Source organism: Variovorax restrictus (assembly GCF_051216715.1).
Taxonomy (GTDB): domain Bacteria; phylum Pseudomonadota; class Gammaproteobacteria; order Burkholderiales; family Burkholderiaceae_C; genus Variovorax.
This window is the reverse complement of the sequence record NZ_JBPJZH010000002.1, coordinates 332,373-348,236: the sequence shown is the minus strand read 5'-3', so window position 1 is coordinate 348,236 and position 15,864 is coordinate 332,373. Positions and strand designations below refer to the sequence as shown.

The 15,864-nt window shown below is 64.4% G+C and carries 19 protein-coding genes; 15 read left to right on the top strand and 4 right to left on the bottom strand.

Going from position 1 to position 15,864, the window contains the following annotated elements; genetic code table 11:
- Positions 1-22: 22 nt before the first annotated feature.
- Both ACSFA0_RS16235 and ACSFA0_RS16230 read left to right on the top strand, forming a co-directional pair.
- A complete protein-coding gene (locus ACSFA0_RS16235) occupies positions 23-337 on the top strand; it encodes a DUF3253 domain-containing protein (RefSeq protein ID WP_435451301.1) in 315 nt (104 codons plus the stop codon).
- Positions 334-678 (top strand): hypothetical protein, encoded by a 345-nt coding sequence (locus ACSFA0_RS16230; protein WP_435451300.1) that lies wholly within the window; start codon positions 334-336, stop codon positions 676-678. The genes ACSFA0_RS16235 and ACSFA0_RS16230 overlap by 4 nt, the downstream gene beginning before the upstream one ends.
- Before the next feature lie 135 nt (positions 679-813).
- Here ACSFA0_RS16230 and ACSFA0_RS16225 read toward each other — a convergent pair whose 3' ends face one another.
- Positions 814-1,233 carry a hypothetical protein gene (locus tag ACSFA0_RS16225; RefSeq protein ID WP_435451299.1) on the bottom strand — a complete coding sequence of 140 codons (420 nt, stop codon included), beginning with the start codon at positions 1,231-1,233 and terminating at the stop codon, positions 814-816.
- A 756-nt stretch (positions 1,234-1,989) separates the two neighbouring features.
- Here ACSFA0_RS16225 and ACSFA0_RS16220 point away from each other — a divergent pair.
- Entirely contained in the window at positions 1,990-3,000 is a 1,011-nt protein-coding gene (locus ACSFA0_RS16220) for a TerC family protein (protein WP_435451298.1), read from the top strand.
- A 60-nt stretch (positions 3,001-3,060) separates the two neighbouring features.
- Here the strand turns inward: ACSFA0_RS16220 and nhaR are convergent, their stop codons facing one another.
- Positions 3,061-3,987: a transcriptional activator NhaR gene (nhaR, locus tag ACSFA0_RS16215; RefSeq protein ID WP_435451297.1), complete on the bottom strand. Its 927-nt coding sequence runs from the start codon at positions 3,985-3,987 to the stop codon at positions 3,061-3,063.
- A gap of 146 nt (positions 3,988-4,133) precedes the next feature.
- On the opposite strand from nhaR, the gene ACSFA0_RS16210 reads away from it, so the two are divergent.
- The 6 genes from ACSFA0_RS16210 to ACSFA0_RS16185 all read left to right on the top strand — a co-directional run bounded on the left by ACSFA0_RS16210 (position 4,134) and on the right by ACSFA0_RS16185 (position 7,489).
- Entirely contained in the window at positions 4,134-4,526 is a 393-nt protein-coding gene (locus ACSFA0_RS16210) for an HPF/RaiA family ribosome-associated protein (protein ID WP_435451296.1), read from the top strand.
- Between the two features lie 103 nt (positions 4,527-4,629).
- On the top strand, positions 4,630-5,136 hold the full coding sequence (locus ACSFA0_RS16205) for a universal stress protein (protein WP_435451295.1): 507 nt from the start codon (positions 4,630-4,632) through the stop codon (positions 5,134-5,136).
- Positions 5,137-5,402: 266 nt separating this feature from the next.
- Positions 5,403-5,906 (top strand): TerB family tellurite resistance protein, encoded by a 504-nt coding sequence (locus tag ACSFA0_RS16200; protein ID WP_435451294.1) that lies wholly within the window; start codon positions 5,403-5,405, stop codon positions 5,904-5,906.
- Between the two features lie 25 nt (positions 5,907-5,931).
- On the top strand, positions 5,932-6,195 hold the full coding sequence (locus ACSFA0_RS16195; protein ID WP_435451293.1) for a universal stress protein: 264 nt from the start codon (positions 5,932-5,934) through the stop codon (positions 6,193-6,195).
- Positions 6,196-6,231: 36 nt separating this feature from the next.
- On the top strand, positions 6,232-7,170 hold the full coding sequence (locus tag ACSFA0_RS16190; RefSeq protein ID WP_435451292.1) for a sodium-dependent bicarbonate transport family permease: 939 nt from the start codon (positions 6,232-6,234) through the stop codon (positions 7,168-7,170).
- Positions 7,171-7,177: 7 nt separating this feature from the next.
- Positions 7,178-7,489, top strand: coding sequence for a P-II family nitrogen regulator (locus ACSFA0_RS16185; RefSeq protein WP_435451291.1), 312 nt, complete (start codon positions 7,178-7,180; stop codon positions 7,487-7,489).
- 118 nt (positions 7,490-7,607) lie between these two features.
- Here ACSFA0_RS16185 and ACSFA0_RS16180 read toward each other — a convergent pair whose 3' ends face one another.
- On the bottom strand, positions 7,608-8,567 hold the full coding sequence (locus ACSFA0_RS16180; RefSeq protein WP_435451290.1) for a LysR family transcriptional regulator: 960 nt from the start codon (positions 8,565-8,567) through the stop codon (positions 7,608-7,610).
- A 140-nt stretch (positions 8,568-8,707) separates the two neighbouring features.
- On the opposite strand from ACSFA0_RS16180, the gene ACSFA0_RS16175 reads away from it, so the two are divergent.
- The 5 genes from ACSFA0_RS16175 to ACSFA0_RS16155 all read left to right on the top strand — a co-directional run bounded on the left by ACSFA0_RS16175 (position 8,708) and on the right by ACSFA0_RS16155 (position 13,330).
- Positions 8,708-9,706, top strand: coding sequence for a Bug family tripartite tricarboxylate transporter substrate binding protein (locus ACSFA0_RS16175; RefSeq protein WP_435451289.1), 999 nt, complete (start codon positions 8,708-8,710; stop codon positions 9,704-9,706).
- Between the two features lie 70 nt (positions 9,707-9,776).
- Entirely contained in the window at positions 9,777-10,607 is an 831-nt protein-coding gene (locus ACSFA0_RS16170) for an HTD2 family dehydratase (RefSeq protein WP_435451288.1), read from the top strand.
- A complete protein-coding gene (locus ACSFA0_RS16165) occupies positions 10,604-11,806 on the top strand; it encodes a CaiB/BaiF CoA transferase family protein (RefSeq protein WP_435451287.1) in 1,203 nt (400 codons plus the stop codon). Before ACSFA0_RS16170 ends, ACSFA0_RS16165 begins: the two co-directional genes overlap by 4 nt.
- A 293-nt stretch (positions 11,807-12,099) precedes the next feature.
- Positions 12,100-12,885: a class II aldolase/adducin family protein gene (locus ACSFA0_RS16160; protein WP_435451286.1), complete on the top strand. Its 786-nt coding sequence runs from the start codon at positions 12,100-12,102 to the stop codon at positions 12,883-12,885.
- A 166-nt stretch (positions 12,886-13,051) separates the two neighbouring features.
- Entirely contained in the window at positions 13,052-13,330 is a 279-nt protein-coding gene (locus ACSFA0_RS16155; RefSeq protein WP_435451285.1) for a TIGR02450 family Trp-rich protein, read from the top strand.
- Between the two features lie 509 nt (positions 13,331-13,839).
- Here the strand turns inward: ACSFA0_RS16155 and selD are convergent.
- Positions 13,840-14,907, bottom strand: coding sequence for a selenide, water dikinase SelD (gene selD, locus ACSFA0_RS16150; protein ID WP_435451284.1), 1,068 nt, complete (start codon positions 14,905-14,907; stop codon positions 13,840-13,842).
- Between the two features lie 96 nt (positions 14,908-15,003).
- On the opposite strand from selD, the gene ACSFA0_RS16145 reads away from it, so the two are divergent.
- Complete coding sequence (locus ACSFA0_RS16145) at positions 15,004-15,861, top strand: putative selenate ABC transporter substrate-binding protein (RefSeq protein ID WP_435451283.1); 858 nt, start codon at positions 15,004-15,006, stop codon at positions 15,859-15,861.
- Positions 15,862-15,864 lie beyond the last annotated feature (3 nt).

Genomic DNA, 15,864 nt, shown 5'->3' with positions numbered 1-15,864 from the left:
CCATGCCGGTGATGCACGCAGCTTGGCATCCGGCATTCCCATGACATTCGCCCGGCGCACCAACGTTCAGATGCCAGAAGCCAACGCACATGAAGACCGGGCCATCGCGGACGCGATCCTGAGGCTGCTGGCGTCCCGAGCGCCCTCGTCGTCGATCTGCCCGTCGGACGTCGCGCGTGCGCTGTCATCCGACGAGCGCATCTGGCGGGCGCAGATGCCGGCCATCCGACGCGTGACGGCGCAACTTGCGACGGAGGGACGCGTGAAGGTCACGCGGGGCGCGATGCAAGTCAATGCGCTGTCGAAAGGTGGGCCCATTCGGATTCGACGGGCATGAACAACATCTTCGTTGAAACGTCCGCAGTGCAGCGGCAGCCGCCGGTGGTCACCGCCCGCCCCGTGGTTACGCTGACTGCCGTCAAGCAGTCGTTGATCGCCGCGGCAGGCGATGGCTCGAACGGCTGCTACAAGCGTTACTGCGGACCATTCGCCCTCGCAAGTCGGTCGGCATCGCACCGGCGGCCGCTTCTCTTCAACTCGAACTCGCAGTGCCGACCCACAGCGGACCCCGGGGACATGAGTTCAAGCCGCAAAAAAGGCTGCAGATTTCGAGTTCTGGAAATGTCCCGGTTACCCCCGGCACGCAAGGTTCCTGATCGCAAGGGAGTTCGTCAGTAAGGCGCAATATCCGCGATGCAGAGGCGCTGAACCTCTACAGCGAAGGCTCGTCTTTCCCAAACAGGAAGCGAACTGCTGGCTTCAGGTTTCCGAGCACTGGATTGATGCGGATCAATCACCCGTCGGCCGGGGTGCTCAGCCAGCGCTGAATGAGGAACCTGGGTTGGGGCCGGATCCACTGCCGCCGCGGCGACGCCATAGCGCAACCAGCAGGTGCAGCAAGGCGCCCAGCAGCACGAGCATCACGCTGCCGATGCCCCAGACCACCCAGGTCGCTACTGTTACGCCACCAGCCAGAGCAGGTGCAGCCTGCAGCAGGCTATCGACGACCGGCCCCAGGCCCGCCAGCATGTGACTGACCGACTGCGCGATCTCCGCCGACACCCAGGGCTCCAGCCAATCTGGCAGACGAAGGGTGCCGACGCCTGATGCCGCACTGGGCAGCCCACCGACATTCGAGACGGTCCATACCGCCACGGCATTCAGCGCCCAGGCCGCCAAAGACCAGAGCGCCAGAAGCGCGGCAACGAGAAACCAGTTGAGGGCGAAAAACATGATGGGGCTCCTACAGCGATGGAATTCCACAGAGTCTGGGGATGGCAACGATTCGAACAACCATAGTTTTTCTGTCTGACGATTCGGTTTTTCCGCACCGGAGGACGGATGCTGAAGCTCCTCTGAAGTAAGTCAGTCGGGGGTGAGCAACACGGGAGAAGAGCTCAGCCGTCCAGATAGGGACGTCGGCCGACCGGCGCACGTTTACGGCGGTCGGCAAGGATTGGGACAGTCACATGCACCGGCGCAGTCGTGGCACCACCCCTTGAGCGACTCCTGCGGCGATTGAAGGCTCTGCCGGAGCCGGGCAATGGGAAGGGCGCGGGAGGCAAAGAGGCCTTCATGGCTGTGGGTCGGAGAGTGTCGATGCACTGAGACATGCACCCGCCGCAACTTCGCAAGAAGCGGTCTTTTCGAGACTCCAACTCGGAAAAATACGATCCCGTCGTGACTCGTTAGAGAAAACGCCGACATGTGCGTTCGGCCCCTCCCTCTTGCGTTCAGGTTTTGCCGATGTCCTTGTTCTAAAAATCCTGCATTTTCAGGATGGCTGAGCGACGCACATTTCGTTTGTCGCTCAACCGACGGAGATCCTCGATGCCAATGCCCTCCAAGTCCCGCCATCCGCACGCCACCGAACTATGCGCCTGGCCGAGCGCCGCGTGCGCTTCGTGCTGCGACGCTTGGGCATCGGGAGATGACTAGGTCGTTGTCCAACATTTGATCGGCTCATCAGAACTCACTTCAAAGGCGACCATGCAATCGATCGGTTCTCCACTCATGTGGTCATTGTTCGCGGCGTTTGTGCTCGTTGCGCTGCTGGTTGACTTCTTTGCGATGAGCAAGCAGGGGGCGCACCGCGTCAGCACCCGCGAGGCTGCTCTCTGGTCCGTTGTCTGGGTCGGGGTGTCCTTCGTCTTCATGGGCTGGCTGTGGTGGTACCTCGGGGGTACCGGCACGGATGGGTCCTCTCGTTCGCTGGCCAACGCCAAGGCGCTGGAGTTCCTGACCGGCTACTTGATCGAGAAAGCGCTCGCAGTCGACAACATCTTCGTTTTCCTGATGTTGTTCACCTACTTCGCGGTGCCCGCCGAGTTCCAGAAACGCGTGCTGATGATCGGCATCCTGGGCGCGCTTGTGCTGCGTGCGGTGATGATCCTCGTGGGCGCCTGGCTGATTGCGCAGTTCCACTGGATCCTTTATGTGTTCGGCGCCTTCCTGCTGTTCACTGGTATCAAGATGTGGTGGGCAGCCGGCCAGGAGCCTGACCTCGACAACAACCCCGCCCTGAAGTGGATTCGTGGTCGCTTCAAGATCGCGCCTGACTACGACGGCGAGAAGTTCTTCACCGTGCTGGGCGGCGTCAAGATGGCCACGCCGCTGCTGGTGGTGATCCTGCTCATCGGCATCGTCGACATCGTGTTCGCGGTCGACTCGATCCCGGCAATCTTCGCGATCACGACCGACCCGTTCATCGTGCTCACCTCCAACGTGTTCGCCATCCTGGGCCTGCGCGCGATGTACTTCCTGTTGGCGAACATGCACGAGCGCTTTCACCTGCTCAGCTATGGTCTGGCGATCGTCCTGGTGTTCATCGGCACCAAGATGTTGCTGATCGACATCTACAAAATTCCCGTGGTGTATTCCCTTGGCTTCACCGCGGTCACGCTGGCCGTGACGATGATCCTGTCGCTCAAGATCCCGCCCAAGGCAACACCTGGCGGAGCCTATCCGTTCGGTGCGAAGAAGCAGGACGAGCAGTCATAGGGGCACTGTCTTCAGGGTGGAACCGACCACCCTGCTAGGCCCGGCGCGCTGGCGACGCTCTCAGGCAACACGCCTGGCGCGTCGCCGTACAGGCGGCGCAAACAGTTCGTTGCGTGCCGCCTCCGTGATCGCCGTCACGCAGGGGTGCGTGATACGGCGCTCCACCGAGATCGCGAAGAACTCTTCGACAACCTCGGGAGTTGCGCCGAGCGCGCGCACGCCGTACTGCTTCTCGATGTCGCGCTCGAGCACCGTGGGGCCGACAAAGATGCCCATTCCACGCCGCCCGAACTCCTTGGCTAGAGCACTGTCGTCGCACTCGCCGACCACCCGAGGGTGCAGCGACCGAGCCTGCAGCCAGGCGCGCAGGCGCTTGCCGACGGCCGACTCCTCGGCCGGCATCAGCAGCGGCGCTCCGTCAAGGCAGGCCGGGAAGCGTCCCTTGCACGACTCAAGCAGCGACGGTGCCGCGAAGAAGCTGACGCCGCAACTGCCCAGCCGGTGGTTGAAGGCGCGCACGCTGACGGCGGAGGGGATCGGCGCATCGGCGATCACGAGGTCGAGCCGGTGCAGGGCGAGCTCGCCGAGCAACGTGTCGAGCTTCCATTCGCGGCAGACGATGCGAACCGGCTCTGTCAGCTTCGAGGCCGGCTCGATGAGCCGGCAGGCGATCGTCTTCGGCACGGCATCCGCCACGCCGACGCGGAACTCGAGCAGCTTGCTCTTGCGTGGGTAGTCGCGCACGGCCTCCTCAAGCTCGGCGCCAGTCGAGAAGATGTCTTCGGCGTAGCCGACCACCATGCGCCCCGCTTCAGTCAGCACCAGGCCGCGCCCGCTCTTGGAGAAAAGCGGTGTGCCGAGCGCTTCTTCGAGCAGCTGAATTTGCCCGCTGATGGTCTGCGGTGAGAGGTGCAGCTGCTCACTGGCGCGCAGCACGCCGCCGCTTTTCGCCACTTGCAGGAAGTAGTGGAGATGCTTGTAGTTCATGTGTTCTGGGCCTCCGCTGCCCAGAGGTTGCCGACCCAATTGTCCGATTTATCAGGATGGTCGCAACAAAATAATCTGCTTTTCCCGGACTACACCGGATCGTAGATTCAGTGCAACACCAACGACGGCAAAGCGAGAGGTTCAAGATGATTGTTGACATTCACGCTCAGGGATTCACGGTAACGCCGGCATTGGCCGTGCACGTGCGGCGCCGACTGGGCTTTGTGCTCACGCGCCACAGCGCCCACATCCAGCGGGTCGCCGTCCGCGTCGGCGACGAGAACGGGCCGCGCGGCGGGGTCGACAAATACTGCCGCATCCAGGTGAATCTGCTCGACGCGCCATTTGCCATCGTCGAGGACGTCGGCACCGAGCTGTACGCCGCTATCGACCGCGCCGCCGAGCGCGTCGGCCGGGTGGTCGTTAAGCACCTCGATCGCACACAACCCGTGCGCGACACCGCCCGTCATGGTGCGCGGCCGGCGCGCAACCGCCGCGAGACCCTGGAACCCGATCCCATCCACGGGGGCATCGCATGAGTGCAGAGAGCGTCCGCACCTTGCTCGTTGCTCGCCGGGGCACGCCGGGCCGTACAAGCACCCACCGGGTGATGCCTACCCACCCTTGCCGGGAGACATCTGCATGACCACGCTCCTCCTTCCGTGCGACGGAACACCCACCGCACTGCATGCCGTGCGTCATGCCGTCGATGCGTACGGCACTGACGGCTTTCTCACGGTTCACCTGCTGAACGTTCAGCCGCCTTTTTCGGCCCACGTGGCCCGCTACATCAGCCGGGAGACGTGCCACGACTTCCAACGCGAACGTGCTGACGCGGCGCTCGCCGAGGCACGGCAACTGCTCGACGCCGCCGGCGTCTCCTACCGCGTGCACACGGAAGTTGGAGACAAGGCCCGCTGCATCACCGACGCAGCGCACCGCCTGCGCTGCGACCGGATCGTCATCGGCACGGTGCGCAAGAGCGCGCTCGTGCGCGCGGTCGAAAACTCGCTCACCGGCCAGCTGCTCGAGCGCTGCTCGGTGCCGGTCGAGGTGGTTGTCGGCGCTCCCGCCACTGCGTTGGAGCGTGTCGGCATTCCGGCCGGCGTGGGTGCTGGCATGGCGCTGCTGTGGGTGGACGGCTTGTGAGCGCACATCGCCGCACCCTGGCTACGCTCGCTGCGCTGTGCCTGCTACGGCGCCACTCGCATGGCGCGACTCCACCGCGCCCGGTCAGCGCTGCGTCCGAAGGAGGGCTCTCGTTTGGCACGTCGCCGGTGGCGCAGCTTGCGCCCCGCGTCCCGCGCCGACGCGCCTTCGATCCTCGACCTCTTCTTCCTCGATCTCTTTGACGGAACCCGCCGATGACGACCCGTGGCCACACGCAGGCCCTCCATTTGTACCTGAGCACCCGCATGAATACCTCCGACCCGCAAATCCGTCCTTACCCCTGCAACAGTGCCGACGCTGCGGCACGGATCGTCGCGCTCGCGCTGATCGCCAACGGCCGCATCAAGGCGGTCGAGACCGCTGCGCTGGACGCACTCCAGGCCCATCAGCGACTCGGCCTGACCCGGGCGCAATGGCATGGCGTGATTCGTGACCTGTACGCTGACCTGCTGGGTCCGGCCCGCTGCGGCGACGAGGGCTGCATCCCTAGCGAGCTGTTGGATCGCATGCTGGACGAGGTCGACGACGACACCACCCGGCGCCTCGTGCTGCGCCTGTGCTCGGCCGTCGTGCACGCCGACCGGCAGATAGATGAAGGCGAGTCCTTCGTGCTGCTCGGGGCGATCGAGCGTTGGGGTCTGCACCCCGACGACCAAGCCCTCCTCGAACCCATGCTGTACGGCGCGGACTTCCAAGTGCGTCCCCGTGGTCTCGCCACCGAAATCGGCCACAAGCTGCGCCTTCGTTGAGATCTCTTCAGCCGAGAAACAGCCCATGACGGCGATCCTCGCAACGCCGCCTGCGTTCACGCGGGCCTCCGCCGCGTGCGCGCTCATGGACGAAGCGGGCATTGCTTGGCGGCTGCATCTGCGCTTCGGCGAGACGGCGGAGGAGATCGTGGCGCTGGCCCGGGAACTTGGCAGCCAAGGCATCGACATCGACTCGCACGGCCTGACGGCCACCGAGTCGCTCTTGCTCGGCTCGGTGGCCTACAAGGTCGTCCGCCTTGGCAAGGTGCCGACCCTGATCGTGCGCTGATCGCGCACGGCGCCTGCCCCGGGCACTCGCCACACGATGCCGTACTTCGAGCCCGTCATCCTGTTCTTCTTGCTTGGGGCGCTGGCCGGCTTCCTGCGTTCGGACCTGCGCATTCCCGGCGTCCTCTACGAATCGCTGAGCATCTTCCTGCTGCTGGCCATCGGCCTGAAAGGCGGAGTGGAACTGGCGCGCCATCCGCTTGCCACAGTGGCGCTGCCGGCGCTGGTGGTAGTGGCGGCGGGGGCGTTGATCCCGCTGGTGGCCTACCCTGTGTTGCGCCGCCTCGGCCGGCTGTCGCGAGCCGATGCCGGGTCCATCGCCGGCCACTATGGGTCGGTGAGCGTGGTCACGTTTGCGGTCGGCACGACCTACCTGGCCCGCGTCGGACAGGAGGCCGAAGGCTACATGACGGTGCTGCTCGTGCTGCTGGAGTTCCCGGCCCTGGTGATCGGCGTGCTGCTGGCGCGCCGCGGCGAGATCGGCACACCCTGGGGCAAGGTTCTCCATGAAGTGTTCGCCGGCAAGAGCATCGTGCTGCTGCTGGGCGGGCTGGCGATCGGCTGGTTCGCGGGCCCCGGCGGCATCGTGCCGCTGGACGCCCTGTTCTTCGACCTGTTCAAGGGGGTGCTCGCATTCTTCCTGCTGGAGATGGGTCTGGTGGTGGCAAGCCGGTTCGGCGAATTGCAGCGAGCCGGGCCCTTCCTGGCGGTGTTCGCCATCGTCATGCCACTGGTTTCGGCCGGCCTGGGTGTGGCCACCGGCGCGTTGCTGGGCCTGTCCGTCGGCGGCGTGACGCTGCTGGCCACGCTGTATGCGAGTGCGTCCTACATCGCCGCACCCGCGGCGATGCGACTGGCTGTGCCGCAGGCCAATCCGGCGCTGTCGATCGGCGCGGCCCTGGGAATCACGTTTCCGTTCAACCTGCTGGTGGGCATCCCCCTGTACCACCGGCTTGCACTGCAAACCATACAGTGAGGACGCCATGCAAATCCCGGAGTCAGGCGCGCGCAAACTGCTGACCATCGTGAGCGAGTCCGCCCTCGAGACCACGCTGCTGAGTGACCTGGAGTCGATGGGTGCGCATGGGTACACGGTGACCGACGCACGCGGCAAGGGCAGCCGGGGCCGCCGCGACGCCACCTGGGGCCCGCACGCCAACATCCGCGTCGAGGTGCTGTGCAACGTGCAGACCGCCAGCGCCATCTGCGAGGCGCTGCGCGAGCGCTACTACGACAACTACTCGATGGTCCTGTTCGTGGCTGACGTCCAGGTGTTGCGACCCGAGAAGTTCTGACTGTTCCATTGCTTGCTTATGGCGCCTCCTATTGGGCCTCAGGTTTGAGGCTCGAAGGTGTCTAGAAAACCCGGGGCGATTCACTCCACGACTGAGAGCGTGTCGTCTTCAAAGCAGATCAAGGACCCTCGGCCGTTGATTTGTCCTGCGAGCTCTGCTTTTGCCAATTGGGCGCTTGGCTCTCGAGATGCCCACCAATGAAACCCATCAGCGTCCGCGTCGCGACGGTGGGGAAGCGCGTCGACGTCGTGATCATGTAAATGCTGTCGCCCACCCCCTCGGCATCACAGTTCTCCAGGGCCTCTCTGACCGTTCCCATCTGAATCTGCCGCCAGACGGCGTAGCGCGGCAGAAGCGCCACCCCGAGCCCCGCCATCATGGATTCGAACAGGAAGGGATAGTCGCCCGACTGAATTCGCGGGCTCACACGAATGGTCTGGGGCGCGCCGGCGATCGTGAGCTTCAGGTTGAAGCGCCTTCCCAGCGACTGCGGGGTGATGAGGTCGCAGCCTTCCAGATCGGCCATGTCGATGATCGGCGCGCGCGCGTCGAGGTAAGTCGCGGCCGCGCACAAGCACCAACTGACATCGCAGATCCGTCGGGCGACATGGTCCTCCGGGGGCTGCGAGGTAACCTTGAGGGCGACGTCGACCTCTGCAGAGATGAGATCACCGATGCTGTCGTTGATCACGACCCGCAGCGAGATCTCAGGATGCTTGCGGGCGAAATCGAGCAGCACCGGTGTGAGATAGAGGTGAGCCAAGCCGGTCGGCAGCCGAACCCGAACGTCACCGCGCACGGTCTTCCCGAGGCTGTCGATCGATGCGGTCGCTGCCCGAAGCTCTTCGAGCATCTTCAACGCATGGGCATACAGGAGTTGCCCCGCCTCGGTGAGTTCCGCGTGGCGTGTCGTTCGCCGCATCAGCTGTGCGCCAACGGCCTTCTCAAGGATCTTCAGGCGCCTCGACGTGTTGGAGCGCGTCATGCCGCTGCTCGCAGCGGCGGCCGTAAGCGACGGCGACTCCACCATGGTCACGTACAGGCGCATCAGGTTGAGGTCCAGGCTATTGTCAATCATGAATCAACACAGGTGGCACAGAAGCAGTGATTGTCGCCTGATTCGTGCATAAATAGAATTTGCGACGGAGCCTCGATCTGCTGGCGTGGCAATCACGCCTGGCCTGGCTCGTTGAGACGTAACAAAAACGGAGACTGTTCATGAACGACTTTGGATTCCGCCCCGCGCGCCGGGCTTGCTTACTGATTGGTGCTGCGCTGGTGGGCTTGAGCGCCCTGCCGGGCACGAGTGCCGCCCAGGATTACCCCAAGCAGCCGATCAAGCTGGTTCTTCCGTTTCCGCCTGGTGGGCCGACAGACCTTCTCACGCGCCTTGTGTCGGTCAAGATGGGCAACGCGTTGGGCCAGAATTTCGTCATCGACAACAGAGCCGGTGCCAGCGGGATGATCGGCGCCGAGGCAGTGGCCCGCGCCGCACCCGATGGCTACACGATCCTCTCCAACGCGTCGCTGCACATCATCACCCCGATCGTGCAGCCCAAGATGCGCTACGACGCGATCAAGGACTTTGCCCCCATCACCCAGCTCGCTGATGTCCCGCTTGTTCTGGTGGTGAATAACGCGTCGCCGATCAGGACTGTCGCCGACCTCATCGCGCTCGCCAAGAGCCAGCCCGAGCCTCTCAACTTCGGATCTCCGGGCGCTGCGTCGTCACAGCACCTGGCCGGCGAGTCGTTCAAGCTGACGGCCAAGGTGCCGCTGCAGCACGTTCCCTACAAAGGCAGTGCACCCGCCCTCACTGACCTCATGGGGGGCCAGATCCAGCTGATGTTCGACTCGATGCCCTCGGCCATGCCGTTCATCAAGTCAGGCAAGCTTCGCGCAGTGGCCGTGACGACCGCCAAGCGATCGACCGCTTTGCCGAACGTTCCCACTGTGGCTGAATCGGGCTTGCCGGGCTTCAACATCAGCACGTGGTATGGCCTGTGGGCGCCCCGCGGCACCCCTGCGTCCATCGTGAATCAGCTCGCGACGCAAGCCGCGCAGGCACTCAAGCAACCCGACGTGCACAAGCAGTACGTGGACATGGGTGCCGAGCCCGTGGGCTCGACACCCGAAGAGTTCACCAAGTACATCACGGCCGAGCGTGCAAAGTGGGAAGAGATCGTTCGCAAGGCCGACGTGAAGGCAGGCGAGTGACGCGCGATGCGCGATGCGGCCGCAGCACATGCCTGGAAGAGGTTCCGGCCTGAGGTCCGGGAGGCGCCAGATGCAGAGCAATGACCCGCGAAGCACCGTGACCCGGTCCGAGGTGTGTTCGCTGTCGACGGTCAGACGCGTGGCCGCCATGTTGAACATGGAGCCGGACTCGATGCACGAGGGACTTCCCCTGCCGCGCGGATGGCAGTTCATCCTCCTCGGCGCCGACACGCCCCGGAAGGCATTGCGCAGCGATGGCTTTCCGGGCCTGGGTGTGCCGCTTCCCGATCTGGGCCTGCCGCGGTTGATGCTGGCGGGACGCACGGTCGACTACCTGGCGGACATCCCTGTCGGCGCGACGCTTCGACGAAACAGTTGGATCGAGGACATCGTCGAGAAGGAAGGCGCATCGGGGCCAATGGCGCTTCTCACGGTCGGTCACCGCCTCGAGCTTGGTGACCAACCGGTGTTGAAGGAGACACAGACCTACGCGCTGCTCGCGGCGGACCGCGAGCGTGCGTCGAGACGTGCCGACGTGGCGTCCCCGCCATCGCCTGGCGAGGTGCAAAGGACAATCGTGCCCGACGAAACGCTGCTCTTTCAGTACTCGGCGCTCGGCTTCAACTCCCACAAGATCCATCTCAATCGACAGTACGCGCAGGAGGTCGAAGGATTGCCCGATCTGGTGGTCAACGGAGGCCTGATCACGCTGCTGATGACCGAGTTCGTCGCGCATGAATTGGCGGCAGTGCCCCGTCGTCTGCAGACGCGGCATCTCGCGCCGCTGTATTGCGATCGACCGCTCACGATGGTGGCCGAAAGAGTCGGCCTGGCGTGGCGGGTGAGCGCGCTTGACGACCAAGGCGTGCTATGCGCCAAGATGGAAGTGGCAACACAATGAGCTTCGAACCACTCAAAGGGATCCGTGTCCTGGATCTCACCAGCGTCGTAGTCGGGCCAGTATCCACCTGGCGACTCGGGCAGTACGGGGCCGAGATCATCAAGGTCGAGAGTCCTGGAGGCGACCTGATGCGCGGCCTCGGCGGACCTTCGCCGACCGGTCAGCATTCGGGAACCTACCTGCATCTCAACCGGGGCAAGCGCAACGTGTGCCTGGACCTGAAGGCACCGGATGCACGGGAGGCGCTGGACCGCCTGTTGGTCACTGCGGATGTCGTTGTCGCGAACATGCGGCCGGAGGCGCTCGCGCGGCTGGGGCTGGACCCGGCCACGGTACGGGCGCGTTACCCGGACAAGATCTACTGCCTCATCACTGGCTATGGTACCAACGGCCCCTACGCCGGGCAGCCCACCTACGACAGCGTCATCCAGGGTGCAACGGGGATGGCCGGCTTGGCGATGCGGCGTGACGGTGCACCTGCCTACGTGCCGATGCTCATCTGCGATCACGTGGCCGGCGAGATCGCCGCAGGGGCCATCCTTGCCGCGCTGGTGGAACGCGGCGAGACAGGCAATGGCTGCAGCATCGAGGTGCCCATGTTCGAGACCATGGCCGCGTTCGTACTTCAGGAGCACCTGGCGCAGGCCACCTTCGATCCGCCGGTAGGGCCGGCGGGAGACCTCCGATTGCTCAGCCCGCACAACAAGCCCGTTGCAACGGCAGATGGATGGATATCGTTCACCGTCAACACCGACGCGCAGGTGCGTGCCTTCCTGGCCGTCACCGAGCGGCATGCGCTTCTGGACGATCCGCGATTTGACAGCGTGTCAGGTCGTGCACGCCATGTGGCCGAGTGGTTCGAGGTCCGAGGCGCGCCGCTCACCCACAAAAGCAGCGACGAGTGGCTGAGACTTCTGCAGGACGCCGACATCGCGGCGCAGCCCTGCCATACCCTCGAATCACTGCAGAGCGATCCCCATTTGCAGGCGGTTGGACTGTTGCAGGAGGAGCAGCATCCCACAGAGGGGATGACGAAGGTCCTTCGCGCGTCGATAAGAGTCGATGACGCTTACCTGCCGCTGCGCGGCCCCGCACAACCTCGCGGCTGGGAGACCGCGGCCGTTCTCTCGGAGCTTGGCCTACCCGATGAAAGCATCGAGCGGATGATGGGTATTGCGACCGCCCCGCAAACGAACTAGGGGCAGCAGACGATCTTCGAGGCCGACTACCGAACGGCGTGCGCACTATGAGTGCGGGCGGGGTGACTTCGGTGCGGGTGACTCCGCTGCTGAGCGCGGTCTCCAGCGCCACGTGAGGGCCGGTACGGATGTCCGCTTTGCAGCGAATGCCGACGGTCGATCCGAGCGGAGGGTTGGTCAGCGTCGACAGCTTGAAAGCTTGGTGTCGCTGACCTTTTCAGGCCGCGCAAGCGGTCGGATCCTCTCCAGTCGCTACAGTAAAGAATCCAAGTCATTCACCGGAGCAATTTGCGATGTCCCCACTCGTATCGATTCACGCCCTCGATTCACCCGACCTGGACGCTTCGGACGAAATCTGGCGCGCCCGCGTCCACCTGGCGGCCGCGAATCGCTTGGCGGTTTACGACGAGTTGGAGGAGGGTATCGATAACCATTTCACGATGACCTTACCGGGGCGGGACGATCGGTTCATGGTGCTGCCCTTCGGCAGGCACTGGTCGGAGGCCCGGGCGAGCGACCTGATCGTGTTCGACGAGACGGGCAAGGTGCTCGTCGGCGAGGGCGACCTGGAGTTGAGCGCGTTCTGCATACACGCCCCCTTACACAGAATCACCGGGGCCAAGGTCGTCTTGCACACGCACCAGACCTGGGCCCTGGCGTTGAACATGCTTGAGGACAATCGGTTGTTGCCAGGGAGCCAGACCGCAGCGTTCTTCGCCCGCAACGTGGCCTACGACGACGGCTACACGGGCTTGGCGGCGCAGCTGAGTGAGGGCGAGCGCCTCGCCGCGATCCTGGGCGACAAGCAGATCCTCTTCATGAAAAATCACGGCGTGCTGGTCGTTGGAGAGACGGTCGCGCAGGCATATCGACGTCTGTATAAGCTTGAGAAGGTCTGCAAGGCGCAGGTACTGGCCCTGTCGACCGGGCGACCGCTGGCCCTGCTGTCCGATGAGCTGGTGAAACGTGTCGACACGCCAAACCCGAAGGACCGCCACTCCCGATCGGAGCGCGAGCAGCTTTACTTCGCGGCGATGATGCGAGTTCTCGATCGGGTCAACCCAGGATATGCCGAGTGAACCAAGGTGAATGCAGGCATTGCTGACGGCGAACGGCCTGGAATGCAGGCCAATCGCGGCCAGACACGTTCCGCATCAAAGGCCTATCGAATGCGCGCTGGTGAATAGATCGAACTGGCTGCCGACCCTTTGGAAAGAGACTGACCGTGGCCCATCATCACCCGCTATGAGATCGATTCCTGAACCCGGGGCGGCTGCGCCAGCGCCCGATCACTGCGCGCGAAAGAATCCGCTCAGCCCCAAAAAGCTTTTGCTGACAAAGTGGACGGCGGTGACGCCGCGCAATAGCGAGAAGCATTTCGTGGTGCTGCGGGTTATCGAGCCCGATCCGCCGTCGATGCGCGTCGAGCAGGTCGAACTGGAGGCCGTGCATTCCAAGCAGGTGTATCTGCTGCAATGGCGCGAGCTGACTGACGCCACGCTATGGCGCCAAGGTTGGGTCTGACCTGCAGGCTGAAGGCGACGGCCGCTGACCTCCTTGTAAGACAGGGTGTTGTCTGGCGTGGTGCACGCCGGAAGCTTGGACATTTGCCCCAGGTGAGCCAGCATTCCCGCAACACTTCAGACTCTGCAAACGGAATGTCGTTGATCACCAGATCAAGTACCGATGCCCCGCTGGGTGTTCCGCGGGATGCCTTCGAACGCCTGAGCCGGACGGCCATCGGCATCCGCTTCGAAGTCGGAACGATGGGTTCGACGCGAAACCCGGCAGCTGCCCTTCGGCGTGCTCGCCTGATCGCTCAACGGTAGCTGCAGTCCGGCTTCGCGAACGTGCATCGCTGCCAATCGCTGCGGGAAGAGTCCGGCTACGGCATCTACAGCTCAATACAGAGGGCGCTCAACCGCCTGACCAGCTCCGAGCGGCAGGTTTCGGCGACAGCCGACCTCTGTCCACCACCTTCGAATAGCCGCATTCATTCTGAAGCCGACGTCCGTTTACGCGAAGACGTCCATTCAGAGCAGCACGTTCAGCCCCGGCAATCCTGCTTCCGCGCGCCCGATCACCTTCGCGCCCCCAAACCCTTCCCCCCTGAAAATTTCCAGCACCGCATCGACCGCGTCGGCTGAGCAACTCACCAACAGCCCCCCCGAAGTCTGCGGATCGCTCAACAGGCTCTGCGCCGTCGACGGCAAGCCTTCGGCCAGTTCGACATCGGCCCCATAGCCCGCCCAGTTCCGCCCCGAAGCCCCGGTGACGAACCCTTCGGCCACCATCGCTTCCACGCCGTCCAGCAGCGGCACCTTCGACCACTCGATCACGGCCGTCAGCCCCGCGCCGCGCGCCAGTTCCAGCGCATGGCCGGCCAGGCCAAAGCCGGTGACGTCGGTCAGGGCGTGCACGCCGTCGAGTTGCGCCAGCGCAATGCCGGGGGTGTTGAGCTTCGTGGTGGTGTCGATCAGTTGGCGGTAGCCGGCCTCGCTCAGTTGTTCCTTCTTCAGCGCGGCCGAGAGCACGCCGACGCCGAGCGGCTTGCCGAGGATGAGCACGTCGCCGGGTTGGGCACCGGCGTTGCGGCGCACGCGGTCGGGGTGCACCAGGCCCATCACGACGAGGCCGTAGATGGGTTCGACGGAGTCGATGGTGTGGCCGCCCGCAATGGGGATGCCGGCGGCGCGGCACACGTCCTGGCCGCCGCGCACGATGTCGCCGATGACTTCGATCGGTAATTGGTTGATGGGCATCGCGACCAGGGCCAGCGCCATGATGGGCTTGCCGCCCATGGCGTAGACGTCGCTGATGGCGTTGGTGGCGGCGATGCGGCCGAACTCGTAGGGGTCGTCCACGATCGGCATGAAGAAGTCGGTGGTGGCGATGAGCGCCTGGCCCTCGTTGAGTTGGTAGACGGCCGCGTCGTCGGCGGTCTCGATGCCGACCAGCAGCTCGGGCGGGAGGAAGCCACCGCCGCTGTTCTTGAGAATCTCCGACAGCACGCCGGGCGCGATCTTGCAGCCGCAGCCGCCGCCGTGCGAAAAACTGGTGAGGCGCAGCGGCGCGAGCGGATTCATGGGCGTGGGGTTCATGGGGTGGATTATCGAAGTCATCGCGTCATCGCGTCGTGGCGCCGGTTTCTACAATGGCGCCCTTTCCTTGTCCGCATGCCTCCGAGGCACACCCCCATGAAAACGATCCTCCGACTGACGCTTGCGTTGTCCCTTTCCTTCGCCGCGCTCGGTGCTTCCGCACAGGGCAAGGTGCTGCGCGTGTCGGCCATCCCCGACGAGGCGCCGACCGAGCTGCAGCGCAAGTTCGCGCCGCTGGGCGACTACCTGAAGAAGGAAACCGGCATGGACGTGCAGTTCACGCCCGTGACCGACTACGCCGCGGTGGTCGAAGGCCTGGCGACGAACAAGATCGACCTGGCCTGGCTGGGCGGCTTCACCTACGTACAGGCGCGCATCCGCACCAACGGCGGCGCGGTGCCGATCGTGCAGCGAGCCGAGGACGAGGTGTTCACCAGCAAGTTCATCGTGCCGATCGACAGCACGGCCAAGACGCTGGCCGACCTGAAGGGCAAGACCTTCGCCTTCGGCGCACCCTCGTCCACCTCGGGCAGCCTGATGCCGCGCTATTTCCTGATGCAGGCCGGCATCAACCCCGAGAAGGACTTCAAGACGGTCGCGTTCTCGGGCGCGCACGATGCCACCGTGGCCTTCGTGGCCGCATCGCGCGCCGAAGCCGGCGTGCTCAATGCGTCGGTGTGGGACAAGCTGGTCGAGTCGAAGAACCCCAACGCCGCCAAGGTGCGCGTGCTGGCGACCACGCCGACGTACTACGACTACAACTGGACGGTGCGCCCCGGCATGGACGCGGCCCTGCAGAAGAAGCTGACCGACGCCTTCCTGAAGCTCGACCCGGCCAACCCGGCGGACAAGGAGATCATGGCGCTGCAACGCGCGAGCAAGTTCATCCCGACGAAGTCGTCGAACTACGACGGCATCGAGACGGCGGGCAAGTCGGCCGGCCTCATCAAGTAATCC